Raw genomic sequence first — 23,635 nt, 5'->3', positions numbered from 1 at the left:
GTGCCCCTTCACTGATTGTTTTCATTCTATAATGCTCCTTCTTTAATTTTCAATTGTTGCATTGCAAATTCACGGTACATGTCATGTGTCCGTAATAACTCATCATGTGAGCCACTTCCTGTAAGATTCCCTTTTTCAATAAAGATAATTTTATCTGCATCTACAACAGTAGAAAGTCTATGCGCAATAACTAAAGTTGTTCTACCTTTCATTAAGTTATTTAACGCCTTCTGAACAACCGATTCCGATTTACTATCAAGACTTGACGTCGCTTCATCTAACATAAGGATTTGCGGGTTTCGTAGTAACGCTCGAGCAATCGCAATTCGTTGTCTTTGCCCTCCAGAAAGCTTCACACCACGCTCTCCAACTTCTGTTGCGTATCCACTTGGTAAATCATGAATAAACGCATCAACATACGCCATCGCTGCTACTTTTTCAATTTCTTCATCCGTCACTTCACCCTCAACACCGTAGCAAATATTATCACGAATCGTTCCATCAATTAACGGACTATCTTGTGAAACGTAACCAATTTGACGTCGCCATGATTGTAATGAATATGCTGTAATTGGTTCTTTCCCTAATTTTATGAAACCACTAGTTGGCTCATAAAAACGTTCTAACAGCGAGAATAAAGTTGTTTTTCCACTACCACTTGGTCCTACAATCGCTGTTACTTTTCCAGATTCAATCGTAAAGTCGATATTTTTCAACACTTTCTCTTCTTCGTTATACTCAAAATGTACATTTTCAATAACGATCGACTGCTTCGCATTTGTAACATTCATACCTGTCTCATGATCTTCTACTTCATATTCTAAAATCGTATTAATTCTTTCGGTTGCACCAATTGCTTTTTGGAACTGAGTAAAGAACATTGATAACTGACTCATTGGCATAATAATTTGAACCAAATACAAAATAAATGCTACAAGTTCACCTGTTGTTAATGCACCACTAGAAACTCGCATTCCACCATACCCTACGATAATAACAAGCAATGCCATTAAAACAAACGACATAACAGGTGAAATTAATGCTTGCACTTTTCCTTCTTTCAAACCAAATTGCAATAATTTTTGGATACCTGTATTACCTGTTTCATATTCTTTTTTTTCCGTATTTGAAGATTTTACTAAACGAATTTCTGATAGTACTTGTGTTAATACACTAGTAAAAGAAGCCGTTTCATCTTGAAGTGCTTTTGAAATCTTATACATTTTCCGTCCAAGTGGAACTAAAATTAGTACCGATAATGGAATAACCGTTAAAAGTAAAATTGTCATTTTCCAGTCTAAAACAAATAATACAATTAATGACCCAATAATTGAGATACCGCCTGTTAATAAGTTTGACAAATGCTCAGAAATTAATGTTTTAACAACACCTGTATCATTTGTCATACGACTAATTGTATCTCCCGTTCTGTTTTGATCATAATAAGACACTGGTAAAATAAGTACCTTTTTCCACAATCGTTCCCTAAGTCCAGCCACAATTTTTTGTCCAATATAATTCAGTAAATAAATTGACAATCCCGCAGCAATTGTTTGAATAATAAAGAATGCAATTAATCCAACAATTTGTCCCGTACTAATTGAAGAAAGTGAAAAATTATCAACTAAACCTTTTGTCAGCATTGGAATAAACAAACTCGCTCCAGTAGAAAGTAAGCTCATTATTAATGCAAAAATAAGAATGCCTTTCGGTGGATTTGTATCTTGAATGAGACGTAAAAACTGCCTCCAATTCCCTTTTTTCTTTTCTGTATTCCTAACTTCCATTGTCGTTCATCTCCTCGTTATAAACAAAACTATTCTTTCTAAAACTAGAATACGCTATAAATGTAAACTGAATGTAAACACACTTTTTTCTAATTTTACAAAATATACATATAAACTCATCTTTACAACAAGTATAAATATCTGATATTATTACCTGGTACTTATTATTATTCTATGTAAATTATAGACTACGCATAGAAAATATATAACTAATTTTATCAATTAGCTAATTTAAAACACTATATAAATCTCCAGCATTGAAAGGAGTATCCTTTTTGCAAACAAATACACATTCCGAAAAGGAAACAATCATTTTTATTCATGGATTAGTTGGAAATCGCCGCGCCTTCAAAAAAGAGCATAAACGATTTTCTGCCTCCTACAACATTATAACTTATGATTTATTAGGTCACGGCGACGATAAAGGAGAAGCTATCGACTTTTCAATACAGCGCCTCGTAGATCAATTATTGAACTTGTATGAAAAAGAGGGAATTAAAAAGGCTCATATTTGTGCTCTAAGCTATGGCTGTTATATCTCTACGACATTTGCACAAATGCATCCAGAAAAAGTATTGAGTATTTGTCATATTGGTGGACATTATAATAACCCTTCCCGTTTATATAATGTTTTTCAGAAATTTTGGGAAAAACGTGGTGATGAATATTCATCTTGGCTTTCTCAGTATGCTAGTACTATTTTTCCAAGTGGAATACTAAGGGCAAATCCGTTCGCTGTTATTTCACGAAATATTTATTACCGTTTCGGATTACAATTACACTCGTCCATTATTGCTGAGTCATTACGACACCGCTTAGAATTCGACTTAAAATCTAAATTAAAAGCACTTCCCCATCCTATATTATGGGTGATGGGAGAACATGATCATCTCTATAAATCTTGTCTCTTTGATTTGAAGTCCATTCTTCCGAACGTTTTATATAAAGAAATTCCATTAGCAGGTCATGCAGCAAACTTATTCCGTCCAAACTATTTTCATGATTTATATGCTAAGTTTTTGCATGGAAAATTGACATAAAGTGAAACTTTAATCAGCGGGGATTTGTCCATCCCCGCTGATTATTATCCCGCAAATAGCAGGATAAATACTACTATACTGTTAGTTTATCCAACTATGAAAAAGGCTTCCCAAGTTTCCCTGGAAAGCCTTTTCTCTATACGAAAAGTATATAAAATACTTTTTCTTAGTATGCTTTTGTGTAACCTAATAGGTGCTTACTCCAGTAAGAGTTGCTTACAGAGCTAATGCGTACACCAGTTGCGTCAGTTTCTGCACTGATGAACTGTCCATTACCTAAGTAAACGCCCATGTGAGAAGGACCTGATTTATAAGTATTTTGGAAGTATACTAAATCACCTGGTTGTGGACTGTTAGTCTTTGTTTTAGAGCTCCAGTATCCAGCAACTGTTTGACGAGCGCCTTTATGACCAGTTTGATTTAATACGTAGTGAATGAATCCACTGCAGTCAAAACCAGCAGGTGTTGTACCAGCAGTTCTGTATGGTGAACCATTTAAAGATCTAGCGAATCCAGCGATTGAAGATGTATCTCCACCTGTTGGTGCTGTTGGTTTTTGTACTTGGTTCGTACCTTGGTTCGTACCTTGGTTACCACCAGTAACTACATTGTTCACTCCGCCTTTTACAAACTTAACAAAGTCTGCACTTACGTAACCAGTGCGGCCATTATGGTTAATTTTATACCAACCATTTTCAGCGCCAGTAACGTTTAATACTGTACCGTTTGTTACCCCACCAATTACAGGGTTATATGTAGCTGGACCTGTACGTACTTTTAAAGCACCTGTGTTAACAACATATGATCCACCAGTTTGAACTGTAGTAGTATTGTTGTTGTTGTTTGTAGTTGGTTGCTGAGTTTCGTTAGATACAGCTGAACCACCTTTTGTTACGAAGTCTTTACTTACGTATCCAGTTCCACCATTGAAGTTAATTTTAAACCAATCTTGAACTTCACCTACAACTTGAACTGTTTTTCCTTTATTTACAGAACCTAAAACAGTATGAGATGCACTTGGGCCTGTACGTACGTTTAATGAAGAAACGTTTACTGTGTAAGTACCTGTTCCTTGCTGAACAGTAGTAGTAGTTCCTTTGTTGCCACCAGTTGTTACGAAGTCCCCACTTACATAACCTGTTTGACCGTTTACACTAACTTTGAACCAACCGTTTTCTTGTCCAATTACTTGAAGTACTTGACCTGATTTCACTTTAGAAATAACGTTATGTCCTGTACCAGCACCTGAACGTACATTTAATACATCAGCTGTTACTGTGTATTTTAATTCAGAAGTTGTTTCTACCGTTTTTGTTTCAGTTACAGTCGTTTGAGTTTGAGTTTGTCCATTAATTTCTTTTAGCGCATCATTTGAAACTTGTGCATGAGCAGAATCCATTCCAGGAACTGCTACACCTACTACAGATGCTGCTGCTAAACCTGCGATTACTTTTTTCATAAGTTGTCTTTACTTCCTTTCCCTACTATCCTCTTGAGAAAACTATAAACTTAGTACTTTACAATATTATCAAAGTAAAATATTCATCCAGTTCCATTTTTTAGCAAGAGTTTTATTTTTCACACATCATTTATTTTAAACGATTGAAGTGAATTTAGTGTGAACTTCATGTGAACTTTATCATTAAACAGTGTGTTTTTGCAATGCTTTTTTCAAATTTCTTATGTATTTCATTGAAAATTCGACATTCCATTCATTATCTTAATATATATTTTTCTTTTGCTATCCACTTTAAAAAACTCTATTAATCTAATACAATGCAAAGAGTGTATTTTCTAGTAAAGTCCCTTCCATGAAGTATACTCTTATCATGACAAAAAAATGCTTTTTTTATCAATAGTATAATATTTTCAGAAAACTATTTTTGATATTATCCATCGTTTTTAAAAGATTTGACGATTTGTAAGATTTAACTCCAAAAATTCTGTTCTAATTTGACGAAAATACACATTCCACTATCTATTTTTCACTATCTATGGAATTTTCAGGATATTTGTATTATCATATATAAAGTAGGATTTTAATCCATATAAATTTTATTCACCCCACACTGAAACCAATCTAACTTTTACAGGTCGGTCATTGAATTTTGATATGGAAGCCTTACTGCCCGCAAATAGTGAGATAAAAAAAGGAGATATATTTATGAAAAACATAATAGATGATCCTATAAATAAAAATATAGAACTGTACTATGCTTTTTTTCAATTCGTTTCAATTATAACATTACAAAAAGTATCAACTATTGAAACACGTAAAAACAAATTAAAAAATCAGATGAAAAATTCCTACAAAAAAAATCCTTACTACTTATAAAAGGTGAACAGATTATATCTCTGTTCACCTTTTATTTTTTATTTTATTTGTAAATTTTCACACGAGTTTCTAATGGCTGATATTCTTTATCTCCTGCCGAAACTACCGGTTTACCAAATGGCATTTGCGCAGTTAACTTCCAGTTTTCAGGTACATCCCATTCTTTTTTTACTTCCTCATCAATCAACGGATTATAATGCTGCAATGTAGCACCAAAACCTTCAATCTCTAATGCTGTCCAAATCGAAAATTGCAACATTCCAGAAGATTGCTGAGACCATGTAGGAAAATTATCTTTGTATAGTGCAAAGTTCTCTTGCAAACTTTCTACTACTTTACTATCTTCAAAATACAAAACTGTCCCATAGCCACTTTTAAATGCATTCATTTTCTCTTCCGTAGGTGCAAAATTATTTTCAGGTACAATTTTTCGTAACGTTTCTTTCGTAACATTCCATAATTTGTCGTGTTGTTCGCCTAGTAATACAACAACTCTTGCACTTTGAGAATTAAAAGCCGAAGGTGTATGTTTCACAGCATGATAAATCACTTCTTGAATTCTTTCATCAGAAACTACTTGCTCTTTACTAATCGCGTAAATAGATCTTCTGTCTTCAATTGCTGAGTAAAAATCTTTTGCCATTACAATTCCCTCCAATTTTCATTTGAGGCAGTATCATATGTACGAAGCATATAATGCCTCTCGAACTTATTATTAATAAGTTCTTAACTTAATAATATCAACAAACAAAAACAAACTCAAATGATATCACTTGAGTTTTCACTTCCTATACGTCAAAAAATAAAAAAACAGTTTATTGTCACCAAAATCAAGGTTCAATAAACTGTCTGTCTTATTTTTATAACAATCTAAATTACTTCTTTCTTCACCTAATTAAGCAATTGAAATGCATAGGACATTAATTTATTTGTTTCTGTAAAACGTTTTGTTTTACTTTTTGTCCCCATAACAACTGTAATAACACGATTATCGCCTTGTTTTGCAGTACCTGTAAAACAATACCCTGCGCTATCTGTAAACCCTGTTTTTAAACCGTCTATTCCTTCTATATATAAAGCTTTATTATTTTTGTTTAACATCTCATTTGTGCTTGTAACATTAATATTATTAAATGCTAACTGACTTTGACGTAAGTGAGTCACTTCTAATATCTCTGGATAGTCTTTTATAAGATGATACGCTAATTTTGCTACGTCAGCTGCTGTCATTTTCGTTTCACTTCCGTCGGGCTCCTGTAATCCGGAAGCATTCGCGAATTTAGCTTTATCTGACATTTCTAACTGCTTTGCTTTTTCATTCATAAGTTGAACAAAGTTTTTTTCTGTCTTAGCTACATGTTCCGCTAAAGCGACAGCCGAATTATTAGCCGATTCAATCATTAACGCATGATATAAGTCCTTAACAGTTAATGTATCATTTGCTTGCATCGGGATTTTTGCACCCTCTGTTTGTGCCGACTTTGCACTTATTTTCACTGGATCTTCCCAGTGGACTTTCCCATTATGTATACTCTCTAAAACGAGATATGCTGTCATCATTTTTGACATACTAGCAGGGGCAACAGCTTCATTTTCATTATTTTGATAAATAACTTCTTCATTACTCGCATCGATAATAATAGCTGCTTTTGCATCAATTTCTGGTGGTATATATTTTGATGGAACTACTTTTTCAGATAGCCCTGTTTTAGGTAGCTCTGCCACTTGTAAAGGCTGAGTATCTACATTTGTTTCACTCTTTTGAACTCCTTGGAAAAAGAACCAACATATACCCAGAATTACTACTAACAGGATTGTTAATCTTCCCCATTTTAACCGCTTCATTCTAAAACTCCTTTAACAAACCTTTTATACACTCATGTTTAACCATAACAACAATTACTTTATATCGTCAAGGTAAAAAGCATATTTATTCATCTATAACAATTATAATTTCAACCTCGTTCTCTTTTTCATATGTGTTACACTAAAAACAACGAAATATAAGAATATTCAATTACATTTAAACACAAAAACACTATATAATAGAAAGGATTTATACAAATGATACTTCCAAAAGCATTAAAATATGGCGATACCATTGGCATCTACTCTCCCTCTTCACCAGTAACCTATACTTCTCCAAAGAGATTTGAGCGCGCAAAATTATACTTACAAAAGAAAGGATTTCATATATTAGAAGGTTCACTAACAGGTCAATATGATTATTATCGTTCCGGGAGCATTAAAGAGCGTGCTGAGGAATTAAATGACTTGATTAGAAACCCTAACGTCTCTTGTATCATGTCGACAATTGGGGGACTGAATTCAAATTCATTACTACCTTATATTGATTATGCGACTTTTCAAAAGAATCCTAAAATAATGATTGGCTATTCAGACACAACAGCATTATTACTAGGAATTTATGCAAAAACAGGCATTCCTACATTTTATGGTCCAGCACTTGTTCCTTCTTTTGGTGAATTTGAGCCTTTCGTAGATTGCACGTACAAATATTTTGCGGATACTTTATTAACTGATCAACACCTTCCTTACAACATAAACCAGCCGTTATTTTGGTCAGATGAATTTATTAATTGGGAAGAAAAAACGAAAGAAAAAGATCTTCGACCGAACAATTGGATTTCAGTAATTGGTGGGAAAGCTACTGGACGTATTATTGGTGGGAATTTAAATACTATACAAGGTATTTGGGGTAGCCCCTATATGCCACTTATTCAAGATGGTGACATTCTCTTTATTGAAGATAGCTCAAAAGATGCAGCTACTATCGAAAGAAGTTTTTCATTACTTAAAATTAACGGCGTTTTTGATAAAGTTTCAGGTATCATCCTTGGAAAACATGAGCAATTTGATGATTGTGGTACAAATAGAAAACCTTACGAAATATTATTAGAAGTATTACAAAATCAAAAACTTCCTTTTCTAGCCGATTTTGATTGTTGTCATACTCATCCAATGATTACTTTGCCAATAGGTATTCAAGTAGAGATGGATGCAACAAATAAAACGATACAAATTATAGAGCGCTGGAGAGACTAACGACACTTATTCCACTATCTTGTAATGCTTAAAAATACAATTACATTTTTAATAGAAGGAAGTGGATATCACTCATAACAAATAGTGCCTAATGTCTTCTGTTGTTTTACAATAGAAGACATGTTACTATATATTTTGGAATGTGAAATGATCAGCAACAATCTATGATATGTACTGAAAAAACAATTTCAATGTACATTATGTAATAAGAAACTATTGATTACATACATTCATTTCAAATGTATGTATTTATATGTAAAAGAGAGTGAATATATGAAACCAACTATTAAAAACTATGTATTTCTACATGTAGCCTTCTTGATATATTCTATCATTATGGTTTACATGAAATGGGCAGCTCAATTCCCTGTTGCATCAATCTCATTTTTTATTGCTTACTTCGGACTTGTTGTACTTTTATTCGGATATGCAATTCTATGGCAACAAGTCATTAAGAATTTTGAAATTTCTAGAGCATATTCACACCGTGGGATTATCATACTATGGTCCATGCTTTGGTCAGTATTCCTATTTGGAGATACGATACAGTGGAATCACATACTTGGCGCAGCTATTATTATCGTCGGAATTGTGGTGGTGACAAAAGATGAATAGTTATATGTTATTATTTATTTTTGGGATAATTTTAGCCAATTACTCACAAATATTATTAAAAAAGGCTACTTTACAACAATACGATTCTAGAATAAAAGAATATGTGAATCCTTATGTTATCATCGGCTACTTTTTATTTGTAATTAATGCCGGATTAAATGTGATCGCCTTAAAGGGCTTGGCATTAAAGCAAGCATCTGCATTAGAATCATTAAGTTATATCATCATTTTAATTTTCAGTTGGTACTTCCTAGGGGAGAAAATAACGAAACGAAAAATCATTGGCAACATTATTATTGTCATTGGTGTAATCATCTATTGTATACAATAACAAAAAGATCCGTTTATGATAAACGGATCTTTTTGTTATTGCCCTAAATTTTGAACCTTCTCTTTCAAATCACGAACTTGTTCTATCGTCTGCATAAGCTCAGAGTTTTTAAACTGCTCTACATTCATTTTCCCTTCCTCTATCTTTGTCATAGATGTATCAATTAATGTATTTAACTTTTCATTATACCCGACGATTTGCTGGTGAAGATCCTTCGCTACATCTGGTGGTGTTAATTCATTAAAAGCTGGTATATCTTGTTTAATTTCAGTAAGTTTCGTTTCTAGTTCTTTCCGGGCTTCCCCATCATTAACGGCCTTTTCTGCTAATGCTGGCGCTTCATTTGCAAATGCACTTATTTCATTTACATAATCTGTCGCTTTTTGAGCGTAATCTATGGAGTTCTTCCCTTCCTCTACTAGCGAACATCCCATCAAACCAATTGAAACTACAATTGAAAGTAACATTGTTTTTGTAAACTTCATTTTTACCTCCTAAATAATTTCCATACTGTTATTCATTTATAAACACTTTATTTTCTTCTTATACACTTTATCACATCATATCTTATTTTTTTAATCTTCCTCTTATACATTCTAGAAAAATCATTATTATCCTGTTCAACATGTGCCTCGAAACTATCTTCATTTAAATATAAAAACAGACATACTTATTTTCAGTACGTCTGTTTTCCAGGTACGTATAACTCTCACTAATTAAAGTTTCTCTTTATCCTCTCACATGCCCTATTACTGTTATAATATCTATGTCTATATGTACACTAATAATATCTTCTATAATGTCCGTATATCCTTGGCCTAAAGGTGTTCCGTAATGTAATAAAATTTCTTTTTTTTCATAAACTGACTTCGGTACTGTAAAAATAAATTTCCTCATATTCCGCTCATCAGCAGGCTCCAGAATTAAAACAATGCCATCCTCTTCAAACATATAATCACGCCTTCCAACAATCCATTCACTATGGCTCAAGTATTGCCTTGAAAGGATAGGTTTTAAACACCCTTTCTAACAATATATAACCATTTCATGATCAAATAGCTTATACGGCTTATATGATTTCACCACAAATACAAAAAAAACACGAACCTTGAACTACCAAGAATTTGTGTTTTTTTGCATTTCATTCTTATATACCTTTATCAAGCTCATATAACCTACGATATTTCTCATTTTCTTTCAGTAGCTGTTCGTGACTACCTTGCATAGTGATTTGGCCACTATCAAGGAAAATAACTTCATCTACATGTTCAATTCCTACAAGATGATGTGTAATCCAAATAACAGTCTTTTCTTCTGTTGCAGAAAACATTGTTTCTATTAAGGCTAATTCCGTTTTAGGGTCTAAACCGATAGTCGGTTCATCAAGCACAATAATCGACGCTTCTTGCATAAGAGTTCTTGCAAATGCTACCCTTTGCCTTTCTCCGCCAGAAAACCTCTTTCCCATTTCATGCATTTTTGTTTGTAATCCATCAGGAAGAGAAGCAATGTGCGGTGCTAGCTGTGCTTTCTCTAAAGCTCTCCATATCTCTTCATCATTAGCCTCTGGTTTACCTATCCGCACATTATTTCCAATTGTCGTATCGAATAAATGTGGTTTTTGGTTTAATACAGAAATATATTTTGACAAAAAATCCGTATGAGCTTGTTCACCATTCAATATAACTTGGCCACTTACCGGACGTAATGCCCCAGTTAACAGTTTTAGTAAAGTAGATTTTCCTGTTCCACTTCTACCTAAAATAGCAATTTTCTTTCCTGCCTTTATTTGCAATGATACATCTTTTAATACAGGTTCATTACTATCCGGGTAATTATACGACACATTACTCAGTTCAATATCTACATGTTTTGATACAACGTATTCTTTATTTACAGGTAACTCCTTACCACCATCCAAAGTGCTCTCACTTTCTACGCCATTAAGCCGATGAGCAGATTCTACATAAGATGGAATTCGATCAATAGCATCTGATATAGGGATAAGCGCATTTGTCACAGATAATGTCATTAATACGAACGCTGCAATAACTGTAGGTGCAATCTGTTCACTTGCTGCTTGATTTCCAGTCCACATAATCATTGAAATAACTACAATGCCGACTATTAAATGAATGATACTGTCTCGAATATGGTACCAGCGTTTCACTCTCTTTTCTGTCTTTAACAACTGGACATTTTGCTCTACATACGCATTAATAAATTCATCTTTTCTACCACTCGCCTGCCAATCAGATAACCCAAATACAGCATCTGTCAATTGTTGATACAAACGATTTCTTCCTCGCTTCAAAGCAACATGATGTCGTTTCATCAAAAGTAGTGATACGAATGGGAGAAGAAAAACAATAACAGCTAACATACAAGCTGCGATAAGTGCAAATACTAAGTCAAATGCACCGATAACAATTACGAAAATGCTATATACAACTAACGCTAATATACTAGGGAATATTGTACGTAAATATAGATTCTGTAAATGTTCTATATCATCAGACAATACACCTAGTACATCACCAGTTTGAAATCGAGAGCGTAAAAATAACGCCTGTGGTTCTACAATTCTATATAGTTTTGTCCTCATTTTTTCTAAAATTCGTAGAACGACGTCATGCCCTACTAAACGCTCTAAATAATGAAAGACAGCTTGCCCTATACTAAACGCACGCGTTGCAACTATAGGAACATATACAGCCATTACATTTTCTGGTCTGAGAGCAGATTTAGAAATTAAATAACCTGAAATGAAAAGTAGCATCGCACCTGAACTAACTCCAAGAAGCCCGAGGAAAATAGTCAACGTCATTCTACCTTTATTTTGCTGTATATAAGGTTTAATCCAATTACTCATCGCTCTCCCCTCTCTTCCCTATGAAAATGTAATGTCTCATTCTTTAAAAGTTCTTCATATGTTCCACTTTCTTTAATTTCCCCTTTATTTAAAATAAGAATATGATCCATTTGCTTCATCCAATGCAGACGATGCGTTGCAAGAAATACTAACTTACCTTCAAACAGACGTAACATCGATTGCTTTATTTCAAATTCAGTTTCAATATCAAGATGTGCTGTAGGTTCATCTAATAAAATGATTGGCTTTTTACTTAAAAGTGCACGTGCCATAGCGACACGTTGTTCTTGTCCGCCACTAAGCATACGTCCACCTTCTCCAATTCTTTCGTACATCCCATGTGGTAATGATGCAACGAGCGAACGAAGACCAACTTCATTAATAACTCTCTCAACTTCTTCATCAATTGTATTCGTTTCATAGAAACAAATATTATCTTTTAATGAAAGCGGAAAAATATAAGGTTGCTGCGGAATATAAGCAATATTTTTTTGCCAATCTTCTCGAGTAGATTCACCAATTTCCACACCATTTACTAACATCTTCCCACCCGAAGGCGGTAGAAATCCTGCTAACACATCGATTAACGTTGATTTCCCTGCCCCACTTTCACCAATAATGCCTATAGCACCGTTACCTTGCCAAGTAAAATCAATTCCCTCTAATATAGCCTTTTCAGATTCATCATTATTTACTTTTACATCTTGTAATTTCAAACTACTAGAAGAATTCCATACTATATCTACATTTGAATCTTTCTTTTCTATTTCTTTTTGTTTCTCTAAAATTTCTTCTATTTGCTCCATTGCAAGTTGTCCATCTAATGTAGCATGATAATTCGCTCCAACTTGCTTAATCGGCAGAAAATATTCCGGCGCTAAAATTAAAATCGTAAGAGCTGGCAACAGTATAATTGTCCCATCTATTAACCGTATCCCTAATCCAACTGCTACAAATGCAATTGATAAACTCGTAAAGAAATCTAATGCAAAAGAAGAAAGAAAAGCAACTCGCAAAGTACGCATCGTTGCTTTTCTATATCGTTTACTTACTTTTTCAATCTTTCCTTCGTGCTGTTTACTTTTCCCTAAATACTTTAATGTTTCTAATCCTTTTAACGTATCTACAAAATGATTAGAAAGTACACGATATGTCTCATATTGGCTATCCGCCATTTTCTGCGCTGCTAATCCTAGAAGGATCATAAATATGATCACAATTGGAATCGTTACAACTAAAATGATTCCAGACTTAATGTCCAGTGTAAAAACATATAGAACAATTAGCCCTGGAACGATACTACTTCTAATCATTTTAGGAATTGTCAATTCAATATATGTTTTAAATTTCTCAATACCTTCTATCGATAAAGTAACCAGATGACCAGTCCCATTCGTTTGGACAAATCTCGGCCCTAACGTAAAATATGCTTCTATTAACTGTTTACGTAATGCAAATCCTGTTTTTTCAGCGAAACGCTCAACCAATATTTGCGATGTTCGCACTAACATTTGGCGTGCTGCAAACGTGATCCCAAAATAAACAGTTTCATTTAGCACAGCTTGCACTGTTTCTCCATGAAATAAAAATGTGATTGCTCGTGCTAAAAACACTGTCTGCGCAATGATACTACACGCCTCTAAAATGCTAATAAGACTTAAAGTTACATATAAAACTCGGCTACCAGGATACGACGGAAGTCCTCTTTTTCTTTTCATTAGTACTCCAAATCTTTGTCTGACTTAACAGGTTGTCTAAATACATAGAAACTCCATATTTGACTACCGATAACAAACGGTAAAATAGCAAGAGAAAAATAGCTCATCAGTTTTAATGCATAAGGTCCTGATGCCGCATTATAAATTGTCAAATCATTTACCGCTCCTAATGAGCTAATCATGACACGCGGGAACATACCGATGAACACACTTGCACTTAACAAAATGATTGTTAAACTCGTCATAAAGAAAGCCCAACCATCTCTTCTTCTTTTATTTAATAAAGTAGAAACAAATAGCGCTACAAAAGCTCCAATTGGAACCATTAGCCACTCTGAACCATGTGCGGTGAAAATATCTGTTTTCCATAACCCTACAGCTGCAAAAACAAGAAGTGTTATTAATGCAAAAGGTGCAATCTTTGTCGCGGCAATACGTGCGCGTTCTCGTAATTTTCCTGTTGTACGTATAGTAAGGAATTGCAAACCATGAACAATACATAGAAGAAGAAACATAACTCCCCCAAGTAACGCAAATGGGTGAAGTAATTTCATAAATCCGCCTACCATATTTTTACTTTCATCAATTGGTACACCTGTCATAAAGTTTGCGATTGCAACTCCCCAAAGTATGGGAGGTAGCAAACTTCCAATAAACATGCCCCAATCCCAGAAACTCTTCCATTTATGATTTTCTATTTTCGCACGAAATTTAAAGGAAACACCTCTTATAATTAATGCAAGAAGCATAAACACAAATGGAATATAAAACCCACTAAATAAAGTTGCATACCAGTGCGGGAATGCCGCAAACATAGCGCCACCAGCACAAACAAGCCATACTTCATTTGCGTGCCAAAACGGCCCAATTGTATTTAAATATATACGTTTTTCCAAATCGTTTTTTCCTAAAAACCTTGAAACGATTCCTACACCAAAATCGAAACCTTCAAGTACAAAGAAGCCAACGAATAAGGTTGAGATAATTAGAAACCACAACTCATTAAGAGATAACATACTCTTCCTCCTTATCAAATGGATCATGGCTTTGATAATCCTTTTTCGTTTTCTTATTCGCATGTCCTTTAATGATACGAACGAATAAGTAAACAGTAATTCCTCCAACAATTAAATATAGTGATGTGAATGAAACAAGAGAGAATAATACTTCTCCAAATGAAACGTTTGGAGATACAGCATCTTCTGTTTTCATAACACCGAAGACAACCCAAGGCTGACGTCCCATTTCAGTCATGATCCATCCTACTGTATTACCGATAAACGGTAGTGCAATTGCATATACCATTATTTTTAAATACCAAGGGTTTTCAGTTAAGCGATCTTTTCTTGATAAGAACCAGCCGTACATTCCTAAAAGAAGCATGAATGTTCCACTCATTACCATCGCTCTAAAACTCCAGAACATAGTATGTACTGGCGGAATATAATCTCCAGGTCCATATTTTTCTTCATATTGTTTTTGAATTTGATTCATCCCTTCAACTTGACCGCTAAATTTATCGTATGACAATAGACTTAGCATATAAGGGATTTGAATTTCAAACGAATTTTCTTTCTTCTCTGTATCAATTTTTGCAAATACTGTAAATGGCGCTGGATCCTCACTCGTATTCCATAATGCTTCAGCTGCTGCCATTTTCATCGGATGTGTCTTAATTAAATTTTGTGCTTGTGCATGACCGAAAAATAATACCAATGCAGTTGTAATTGTTCCAACAACGATAGAAACTCGGAACGATTTTTTAAACACCGCAGTTTCTTGACCTTTTGATATTTTCCATGCGCTTACACCTGCAATAAAGAATGCACCAGTTGCAATTGCCGCTGTGATTGTATGTGGGAATTGCACCCATAATTGTGGATTTTGAATAATCGCCCAAAAATCATTCATCTGTGCACGTCCATCTGCTGCCATTTCATATCCTACTGGGGCATGCATAAATGCACTTGCAGTTAAAATCCAAAATGCTGATAACATTGTTCCTATTGAGAGGAGCCAAATACATAAAAGGTGAACTCGCTTCGGAAGTTTATCCTCACCGAATACCCATAAACCTAGGAATGTAGACTCAATGAAAAATGCTAATAAACCTTCAATTGCAAGTGATGGTCCGAAAACATCACCAACAAAACGTGAATACGTTGACCAGTTCATACCAAACTGAAATTCTTGTAAAATACCTGTTACTACACCTACTGCGAAGTTAACAAGGAATATTTGTGTCCAAAACTTTGTCATCTTCTTATAAATTTCTTGTCCCTTTACCACATACAACGTTTGCATTAACGCAATGATAAAAGCTAAACCTATAGACAGCGGAACGAAAAAGTAATGAAAAATCGTTGTTGATGCAAATTGTATTCGTGCCAATTCGAGCGTTTCCATGCTTAAATCACTTCCTTCATAATTTTTTATCGATTGAATTGAATGAACAATTCAATCATTTAGAAATACAAAAAGATAAATTCGTTTATGTACTTTCTGAAAATATAGATTGTCAGTTTTTTAGATAATTACAAAAGAACTTTCTTCATACGATTTACCTTTTCACTATTTCAGTAGTGTTTTATTCGTTAATCGAATTGTATAATATACTTACATAATAAATTCAGGTGATTTTTGACGTATTATTGACAGGATTTTGTCTGAAATATGTCTTTTGTAATTTTTTTGAATTAGATTTCTCACATTTTAAAAACGTACTTTTCAAACATACAACACACTCTTATATCAATTGTTATTATGTTTTTCTCTTCATACGCTTGACTTTCCCTTTGAAAAATGTCCTCGAATCAAACCTGAAAACACGTTAGATTTTTGTCAAGAGAAAAATGTATTTCCAAAATTCAAATCAACAATATTGTTATTCACAAATAGAAAAAAACTCCCCTTTCTCTAGACATAAAATTCGTTTTTTTGTCATTTTTCAAACTGACTAAATAAAAAAGTACCGAGAATAGATTATATTCCCGGTACTTTTTTATTTATTTCGTTGTATATTTTCTAACAGCCGGCATAATTTCAGTAGCAATTAATTCAATGTTTTTCTCAATCTTATCAAATGGTACACCGCCAAAATCAATCTGTGCCATAAAACGTTGCTGTCCAAATAATTCATATTGATAAAGCATTTTTTCAATAATTTGTTGCGGGCTACCAATCATTAACGCATCACGGTGATCTACTGCGTTAGTAAATTGTTGTTTTGGATACCCACCACCGCGTAGCGCAAGCATACCAGCATTAATATGAGGATAATATTCACTAAGTGCATCTTGTGAATTTTCTGCTGTATAAAATAAACTTGTTGTCGCAATTGGTAATGTTGCTGGATCAAAACCACTTTGCTCAGCTGCTTCACGATATGCATCAACCGAAACTTTAAAATTAACAGCTGGGCCACCAAGTGTCGTAAGCATCATTGGTACACCTGCGCGTCCTGCCTTAATTGCACTAGCAGGTGGCCCTCCAACAGCACGCCAAATTGGCATATTGTTATTTTTAGCTCTCGGTATAATTGCCGCATGTTCAAGTGGCGTTCTAAACTGCCCTTTCCATGTTACACTTTCTTCTTTATTTATTTTTAATAAAAGATCCATCTTCTCTTCAAATAGTTCTTCATAATAATTTACATCGTAACCAAGTAAACTATATCCCCCAATACGAGATCCACGACCAGCAACGATTTCAGCACGACCATTAGAAATTAAATCAATTGTGGCAAAATCCTCATATACACGAACCGGATCTGACGTGCTTAATACTGTTGCAGAACTCGCGATTTTAATATTTTTCGTAGCTTGTGCAATAGCTCCTAAAATAACTGTATGAGCTTGCGTTGTAAAATGCGCTTGATGACTTTCACCGACAGCAAACACATCAATTCCAGCTTCATCTGCTAACTTAGCTGTTTCAATTAGTTCATGAATTCTTTTTTCTGCACTTATTTTCGAACCATCATGCGGATTTAAAATATGATCTCCAATTGAATATAATCCAAATTCAATTCCCTTACTTGTATCAATACGGTATTTTTCCATAGTTGCTCTCTCCCTTTTAATTAAGTGGTATTAATTTCTCTTCTATCTCTTTTCTTCTCTCTTCTAAAAATGGTGGTAAATCCAGCTCTTTTCCTAATTCTTCAACTGCTGAATCTACTGTAAATCCTGGTCCATCCGTCGCAATCTCAAATAAAATGCCATTTGACTCACGGAAATATAAACTTTTAAAATAAAAGCGATCGATAATCCCTGTTGATTGGAACCCTTTATCTTTCACCGCTTCATTCCAATAACTCAGTTCTTCATCATTTTTTACGCGAATAGCTAAATGATGAATACTTCCTTTTCCAGGTCTTTCACTCTCTCCCTCTTGCTGTTTCACCAAAATTTCTCCAAAAGATTGACCATCAATAGATTGATAAATCCCCTCATCGTCTGAACGAGATACTTCTTTATAACTAAACAAACCTGTTAATATTTTTGATAATTTATTTAAACTGCGCACTGTCATTTCAACTGTTCCCATGCCTAAAATACGATGATTCTGCTCTACAGAAGATTCATCCCATGCAGTCCAATATTCAGGCACCTCTTCATCTTTATTATTTAACAGCACTAACCGTAGACCATCTGGATCTTCAAAGTGCAGTGCGTCTCTTCCGGCGTAAGTTGTAATTTCCCCATGCGCCACCTGGAGTGACTCAAAACGTCTCTTCCAAAATGTAAGACTTTCTATTGAAGGTACGAGCAAGCCTATTTGTGTTATTGCATTTGTACCACGGATTGTTCTACCTACATTCGGCATTTCAAAAAATGATAATTCAGTTCCGGCACTCCCTGTTAAATCACCATAAAACAAATGATACATAAATGGATTATCTTGATTGACTGTCTTTTTCACCCGGCGTAATCCTAAAACATCTCGATAAAAATTATTATTCGTTTTCGCATTTTTAGTCACCATAGAAATGTGGTGATGCCCTGGAATTGTATACATAATATTTCCTCCTCTAATTATCACTTGATTAGTCAATTGATGGCGTAAAAAAAATTACTCAGCTGGTAATTCTTTTTTTTCACTATACTTATGAACTTTTGTCATTAACGCGTATAGTATTTTCTGTTCTTCCTCATCTAATACATCATCAAAAAATGATGATTGAAATGCAAGTTGCTCTGGCAATGCTCTTTCTAACACTGCTTCACCCTTTTCAGTAAGGCTAATCATTTTCGTTTTCCAATCTTGTTTACGTACTATATACTCTTCTTTTTCAAGGCGTGTTAACATTCTAGAAATACCACCTTGCGTCACAGTAACTTTTTCGGCTAACTCCATTTGTGTTAATGGCTGATAAGTCCGTATTTGCAAAAGCACATCAAATTGAGCTGTTGTTAAATCAAAACGTTTTAAAAACTCATTTGACATTTGATTACTTTGGTTCGTAAATCGTATTAGGCGTAACCATATTAACGATCCTATCGTATTTTCACGCATGTTTCATCACTTCCTAGCGTTGATCTTATTATCACTTTACCACTCAAGTGATAGTAATGCAAGTAGAAATATGTTAAAAATACCTCCCAAAATCATTATTCTTAACTTTCCATTTCATTCATTGCTATATTTAAAGCTGCCACAGCTTTTGGCCAACCAACGTAAAAAGCCATATGTGTTATTAATGCAACTAATTCATTCTCCATTATCCCATTTTGTTTAGCTAGCTTCAGATGAAATGATAATTGTTCTGTATTACCAAGACTGATTAGTGCCGACAATGTACATAAGCTTCTTTCTCTTAATGTTAAAGCGGCATCCCGCCACACTTCCTCAAATAATATCTCTTCACTATAATGAGAAAATACAGGTGCTACTTCTCTCATTTTCTTTGGAATATAGAATTCAATTGGTTCATTCATCATTTTGCTCCCTTCATTTTTACCAATTGTGCCATCCCTTGACCAAATGACCAGTTTTCAGCAGCTGTCTCATGTAATGTAATAAAAATGTCAGTAACTTTCACATTAGAACATGCTGAAATTTCAAAGGATATAGATTGATACAATCCTTTTTTCTGTTGCACTGTTCTTCCAGGTCCACATGTAATAGAAACATGAATCATATTCTCAGTTCTCATTTCTCCTCTTTCCAACAAATAATATGGATTATACAAAAATTGATTTTGTTGATAAGGTAAAAATATTTGAAAATAATCATTTTCAGGAATGTTAAAATGTTCGATTAATGAAAGATGGATACATTCACCTATCTTTTTCAATTCTTCTTTATTTAATATATCTTCATGATAATAAACGTTCACAAAAGGCATAGATTTTCATTCCTTTTTCTTAATTTAGCATTCAACAACATATCCTCGTGAAATATGTAAAATCTCATAAATAGTAACATCGTCCATTACATCTATTTCAGGCTTTTCCTTATAAAAACTGAATTGGCTATATCCCCACTTATCCGGATTATAAACTATTACATTTCCTAAACATTTTTCTATGTTTTGCACATTTTTATTTAATTGCGTCCCAATCAGCGATTTACTTTGAGAAATACTCCCTGCATATTCAACAGCATATCTACTTTTTCTAAAATCATTACTTAAATTAACAACTAATGGAACACCTATATTTATTCGTTGCCACCCAAACGATTGCAAAATATTATCGTAATACCCTTCAAAGATAAATTTATTCATCCCTTCATGACCATTCCAAATATATAAAGGTGCATAACAATTATGGAAATCCCCATCCTTACCTGCCTCAGCAATTAAATAAGCCTTAAAATTCAACCCTTGAAAACCATCCGTTTTATAACCATTCTTTTTCACCCTTGCTCTAATAGTCCCCATATCATAATCTTTTGGCAAAATGACCTTATATTGCATACCAATCATGTTCATCACTCCCTTTCGATCTTATATACATAATGATAAACCGACGATCGGCTGACGTAAAATAGGTATAAATTATGTTTGATATCATTTATAATGATACCGTATAAGGGGCTGAAATGAATGGAAATAAATGATCTTATCATATTTAAAACTGTAGCTAACGAAGGTTCTATTAGTAAAGCTGCTAAAGAGCTAGGCTATGTACAACCAAATGTAACTGAGCGAATCAAAAAATTAGAACAAGAATTAGAAACACCTTTACTACATAGAGATAACAAAGGTGTTTCCCTGTTACCTTCTGGTGACATTTTATTAGACTACACGAATAAAATATTAGCTCTTTTAGAAGAAGCGAAAGATGAAATTAAAACAAGTGCTTCTTCTTATGTAATAGCGACGTCACAATCTATTTTGACTAATTATTTAAGTATGCGTATTAAAGAAAATTTCAGGAATTATCAAATATATATAGAAAGTAGTAGCCATTTACAAAAACTACTACAGCAACAAAAAGTTGATATGGTCATAACTTATGAGGATTATCCCGACGCAGCGTTTAAAAAAGTATTCACCACTTCAATTTCTGTAGGCTTATTAAAAGCGAAAGAACAGTGTAACATTGACTTTTCAAAAGAACTTTTCTTTGTTAGTAACGATAAAAAGTGCCCTTTTAGAAATATGACAATACAATTTCTAAAAGAAAACAATCTATCTCAGCATCAACTTCAACAGTTAGATTCTTATTCGCTTATTGAAGAGTTTATTGTTGAGGGAAATGGGATAGCTTTTTTACCGATTAGAAATGATAAATTAGTTCCAGTTGAAAATGTCGCGGTTGAAAAACTACCCATTAACTTCTTTACAACTCGAGACTTAGATAAAGTGATTCCAGGTGAACTATTTAATTAATAAAGAGGCTACACTTGTCTTATTTTACGGGTAAATAGATATCCCTTTTCGAATCGCTAATATAACTTCATATACTATCGTACGGCTTAATAAAATAAAAAGGGATGTTACCTAGTTAATATGTTTAACTACTAGGACATCCCTTTTTATCTTGAAGACTTATTTTACACGTTCTGCTCCACCCCTGTGCTCTTCTCCTTCTTACCTCTTTTAAAATTCTTCAACTTCTTAACTGTTCCAACTAACCCTTTCGGAAAAACTAGAAGCACGATAATGTATAATAAACCAAGAATAATCGTCCATCGTTCAAAAATCGGATACTCTGTGGCTAGTTCTGATAAATAATATTTTAGTGATTCAATAATACCGGCTCCCGCGATTGCTCCAATTAACGTTCCAACGCCACCAATCATTGTCATCAATAATGCATTTAATGTCATTTCAATTGAAAATACAGTTGTATTAACAAAGCGTAAAGTGATAACAAATAAACCACCGCTAATCGTAGCAACTACCCCCGCAACAATACTAGCAATAATTTTATAATGAAGAACTTTATATCCAAGTGCTTCAACGCGTTGTTCATTTTGTGAAATGGCCTTTAATACTTTTCCAATTGAAGACTTTGTGAAAAGACGTAACAAGATGAAAATGACGATTAGACATATAAATGTTATATAATAAAATGTAAAACGATCACGGAATATATCTGGTACACGAAATGTAAATCCATCTCCTCCATGAGTCAGTGAACGCCATTTTTCAGCAAGTACAAAAAACAGCTGGGAAATAGCGAGCGTTAACATTGCATAAAAATGACTTTTCAAACGTAATGAAAGCATACCAATTATATAACTAACGATGGCTGATACAATAATTGCGGCTGCTATTCCTATAAAAAAGTTCATTATAGACACCCCTTGCCGATCAAATAAGAGTGCCACACCATACGCCCCTATTCCAAAGAACATACAATGACCGAATGAAACAATACCCGTATATCCAAGGAGAACATCAAAACTCATAGCGAAAATAGCAAAGATGAAGATTTGAGTGAACAAAATTAACAAGCTCCGTGAATCATTTACGAATGGAAATACACTTAAACAAATGAGCATAAAAACTCCGAAGTATACTTTAATTCGATTTGATGTGCTGTTCACCGTTTCACCCCTTTTCACCAACAAGGCCCGTTGGCTTCACTATTAAGAAAAATAGTAACATTAACATATTAATTGCAAGTGATAAATCCGGCAAAAAATACGCTGTAAAAGCACCGGCTAATCCGACAATTAAAGATGCTAGCGCTGAACCTTGAACGCTACCTAATCCTCCAATGATAACTACTATAAAGGCTAAAATTGCATACTGCATACCCATCTCAGCAAAAATAACTCCTGAATACGGTGCTAGTAGAAAGCCACCTAACGCCGCCATCCCTGCTCCTAATAAAAAAACAAACGAGAATATCGCTTTTACGTTAATCCCGAGAGCTTGAACCATCTCTTTATCCATTACACCAGCGCGAATCATAAGTCCTATCTTTGTTTTTTTCAGCAGCAATAGTAAAGCGATGTAAATTAGTATCCCAACTAAAATAACGAATAGGCGATATTTTATTAAGATAACTCCTCCAAATGTAAAACTGCCTTGAAGCCATAACGGTAATTTTGCAGCGATTGGATTAGGACCCCAAAATATTTTGATGCACTCGCTAAGAACGAGCATTCCTCCGAGTGTAACGAGAAGCTGCCGAACATGGTTTCCATACACTGGTCTAATAAGAAATCTTTCTAAAATGAAACCAAGAAACATACCCATAGCGACTGCGCCAATTAGCGCTAATAAATAACTATCTGTCATATTAAATAACCAAACGCCTGTAAATGCTCCCCATGCAAATAAACCGCCATGCGCAAAATTTAGTACGCTCATTAAACCGAAAATAAGTGATAGACCAGACGCTAATAAAAAAATAAGCATCCCTGTCGAAACGCCGTTTACAAATAAGTTAATTAGCACATCCACGTT

The 23,635-nt window shown here is 34.1% G+C and carries 24 protein-coding genes; 6 read left to right on the top strand and 18 right to left on the bottom strand.

Annotation, left to right across the window (positions count from 1 at the left end):
- Positions 1-26: 26 nt before the first annotated feature.
- On the bottom strand, positions 27-1,787 hold the full coding sequence (locus NSS97_RS09990) for an ABC transporter ATP-binding protein (RefSeq protein ID WP_002189288.1): 1,761 nt from the start codon (positions 1,785-1,787) through the stop codon (positions 27-29).
- A 275-nt stretch (positions 1,788-2,062) separates the two neighbouring features.
- Between NSS97_RS09990 and NSS97_RS09985 the strand changes: the two genes are divergently transcribed.
- Positions 2,063-2,827, top strand: coding sequence for an alpha/beta fold hydrolase (locus NSS97_RS09985; RefSeq protein WP_002200844.1), 765 nt, complete (start codon positions 2,063-2,065; stop codon positions 2,825-2,827).
- Positions 2,828-2,993: 166 nt separating this feature from the next.
- Here NSS97_RS09985 and entFM read toward each other — a convergent pair whose 3' ends face one another.
- The gene (gene entFM, locus NSS97_RS09980; protein ID WP_002012346.1) at positions 2,994-4,286 is read right to left on the bottom strand and encodes an enterotoxin EntFM; all 1,293 of its coding nucleotides are present in this window, start codon (positions 4,284-4,286) and stop codon (positions 2,994-2,996) included.
- 705 nt (positions 4,287-4,991) lie between these two features.
- On the opposite strand from entFM, the gene NSS97_RS09975 reads away from it, so the two are divergent.
- Positions 4,992-5,162: a hypothetical protein gene (locus NSS97_RS09975; protein ID WP_002086168.1), complete on the top strand. Its 171-nt coding sequence runs from the start codon at positions 4,992-4,994 to the stop codon at positions 5,160-5,162.
- Positions 5,163-5,205: 43 nt separating this feature from the next.
- Here the strand turns inward: NSS97_RS09975 and NSS97_RS09970 are convergent, their stop codons facing one another.
- Both NSS97_RS09970 and NSS97_RS09965 read right to left on the bottom strand, forming a co-directional pair.
- Entirely contained in the window at positions 5,206-5,805 is a 600-nt protein-coding gene (locus NSS97_RS09970) for a nitroreductase family protein (RefSeq protein WP_107887921.1), read from the bottom strand.
- A 248-nt stretch (positions 5,806-6,053) separates the two neighbouring features.
- Positions 6,054-7,007 (bottom strand): D-alanyl-D-alanine carboxypeptidase family protein, encoded by a 954-nt coding sequence (locus tag NSS97_RS09965; protein ID WP_341112371.1) that lies wholly within the window; start codon positions 7,005-7,007, stop codon positions 6,054-6,056.
- Between the two features lie 219 nt (positions 7,008-7,226).
- On the opposite strand from NSS97_RS09965, the gene NSS97_RS09960 reads away from it, so the two are divergent.
- The 3 genes from NSS97_RS09960 (at position 7,227) to NSS97_RS09950 (ending at position 9,174) form a co-directional block, all read left to right on the top strand.
- On the top strand, positions 7,227-8,228 hold the full coding sequence (locus NSS97_RS09960; RefSeq protein WP_044444530.1) for a S66 family peptidase: 1,002 nt from the start codon (positions 7,227-7,229) through the stop codon (positions 8,226-8,228).
- Between the two features lie 273 nt (positions 8,229-8,501).
- Positions 8,502-8,843 (top strand): EamA family transporter, encoded by a 342-nt coding sequence (locus NSS97_RS09955; RefSeq protein WP_002168607.1) that lies wholly within the window; start codon positions 8,502-8,504, stop codon positions 8,841-8,843.
- Complete coding sequence (locus tag NSS97_RS09950) at positions 8,836-9,174, top strand: EamA family transporter (RefSeq protein ID WP_002168608.1); 339 nt, start codon at positions 8,836-8,838, stop codon at positions 9,172-9,174. Before NSS97_RS09955 ends, NSS97_RS09950 begins: the two co-directional genes overlap by 8 nt.
- Before the next feature lie 35 nt (positions 9,175-9,209).
- On the opposite strand, the gene NSS97_RS09945 is transcribed toward NSS97_RS09950, so the two are convergent.
- From NSS97_RS09945 to NSS97_RS09890, 12 genes are all read right to left on the bottom strand, one after another.
- Positions 9,210-9,659 (bottom strand): DUF6376 family protein, encoded by a 450-nt coding sequence (locus NSS97_RS09945; protein ID WP_044444531.1) that lies wholly within the window; start codon positions 9,657-9,659, stop codon positions 9,210-9,212.
- A 244-nt stretch (positions 9,660-9,903) separates the two neighbouring features.
- The gene (locus NSS97_RS09940; protein ID WP_002031341.1) at positions 9,904-10,125 is read right to left on the bottom strand and encodes a hypothetical protein; all 222 of its coding nucleotides are present in this window, start codon (positions 10,123-10,125) and stop codon (positions 9,904-9,906) included.
- Positions 10,126-10,321: 196 nt separating this feature from the next.
- Positions 10,322-12,046 carry a thiol reductant ABC exporter subunit CydC gene (gene cydC, locus NSS97_RS09935; protein WP_044444533.1) on the bottom strand — a complete coding sequence of 575 codons (1,725 nt, stop codon included), beginning with the start codon at positions 12,044-12,046 and terminating at the stop codon, positions 10,322-10,324.
- Complete coding sequence (gene cydD / locus NSS97_RS09930) at positions 12,043-13,764, bottom strand: thiol reductant ABC exporter subunit CydD (protein WP_044444534.1); 1,722 nt, start codon at positions 13,762-13,764, stop codon at positions 12,043-12,045. The genes cydC and cydD overlap by 4 nt, the downstream gene beginning before the upstream one ends.
- On the bottom strand, positions 13,764-14,780 hold the full coding sequence (gene cydB, locus NSS97_RS09925; RefSeq protein ID WP_016103182.1) for a cytochrome d ubiquinol oxidase subunit II: 1,017 nt from the start codon (positions 14,778-14,780) through the stop codon (positions 13,764-13,766). Before cydB ends, cydD begins: the two co-directional genes overlap by 1 nt.
- Positions 14,767-16,170 (bottom strand): cytochrome ubiquinol oxidase subunit I, encoded by a 1,404-nt coding sequence (gene cydA, locus NSS97_RS09920; RefSeq protein WP_002012335.1) that lies wholly within the window; start codon positions 16,168-16,170, stop codon positions 14,767-14,769. Before cydA ends, cydB begins: the two co-directional genes overlap by 14 nt.
- A 599-nt stretch (positions 16,171-16,769) precedes the next feature.
- Positions 16,770-17,825, bottom strand: coding sequence for an LLM class flavin-dependent oxidoreductase (locus NSS97_RS09915; protein ID WP_002031331.1), 1,056 nt, complete (start codon positions 17,823-17,825; stop codon positions 16,770-16,772).
- 16 nt (positions 17,826-17,841) lie between these two features.
- Entirely contained in the window at positions 17,842-18,783 is a 942-nt protein-coding gene (locus NSS97_RS09910) for a VOC family protein (protein WP_107887919.1), read from the bottom strand.
- Between the two features lie 54 nt (positions 18,784-18,837).
- A complete protein-coding gene (locus NSS97_RS09905; RefSeq protein ID WP_044444536.1) occupies positions 18,838-19,281 on the bottom strand; it encodes a MarR family winged helix-turn-helix transcriptional regulator in 444 nt (147 codons plus the stop codon).
- A gap of 101 nt (positions 19,282-19,382) precedes the next feature.
- Entirely contained in the window at positions 19,383-19,706 is a 324-nt protein-coding gene (locus NSS97_RS09900; protein WP_002135743.1) for a carboxymuconolactone decarboxylase family protein, read from the bottom strand.
- Complete coding sequence (locus NSS97_RS09895; protein WP_044444538.1) at positions 19,703-20,113, bottom strand: tautomerase family protein; 411 nt, start codon at positions 20,111-20,113, stop codon at positions 19,703-19,705. The genes NSS97_RS09900 and NSS97_RS09895 overlap by 4 nt, the downstream gene beginning before the upstream one ends.
- A gap of 24 nt (positions 20,114-20,137) precedes the next feature.
- Positions 20,138-20,695 carry a DUF4865 family protein gene (locus NSS97_RS09890; RefSeq protein ID WP_044444539.1) on the bottom strand — a complete coding sequence of 186 codons (558 nt, stop codon included), beginning with the start codon at positions 20,693-20,695 and terminating at the stop codon, positions 20,138-20,140.
- A gap of 120 nt (positions 20,696-20,815) precedes the next feature.
- Here NSS97_RS09890 and NSS97_RS09885 point away from each other — a divergent pair, with 120 nt between their 5' ends.
- Entirely contained in the window at positions 20,816-21,604 is a 789-nt protein-coding gene (locus NSS97_RS09885; protein ID WP_002031321.1) for a LysR family transcriptional regulator, read from the top strand.
- A gap of 164 nt (positions 21,605-21,768) precedes the next feature.
- Here the strand turns inward: NSS97_RS09885 and NSS97_RS09880 are convergent, their stop codons facing one another.
- Together NSS97_RS09880 and NSS97_RS09875 are read right to left on the bottom strand one after the other, a co-directional pair.
- Positions 21,769-22,722 carry an ABC transporter permease subunit gene (locus NSS97_RS09880; protein ID WP_107887965.1) on the bottom strand — a complete coding sequence of 318 codons (954 nt, stop codon included), beginning with the start codon at positions 22,720-22,722 and terminating at the stop codon, positions 21,769-21,771.
- A 49-nt stretch (positions 22,723-22,771) separates the two neighbouring features.
- Complete coding sequence (locus NSS97_RS09875) at positions 22,772-23,632, bottom strand: branched-chain amino acid ABC transporter permease (protein WP_002141340.1); 861 nt, start codon at positions 23,630-23,632, stop codon at positions 22,772-22,774.
- Positions 23,633-23,635 lie beyond the last annotated feature (3 nt).

This window comes from Bacillus sp. FSL R12-0074 (assembly GCF_038005725.1).
Taxonomy (GTDB): Bacteria; Bacillota; Bacilli; order Bacillales; family Bacillaceae_G; genus Bacillus_A; species Bacillus_A mycoides.
This window is presented reverse-complemented; position numbering and strand designations above follow the sequence as displayed.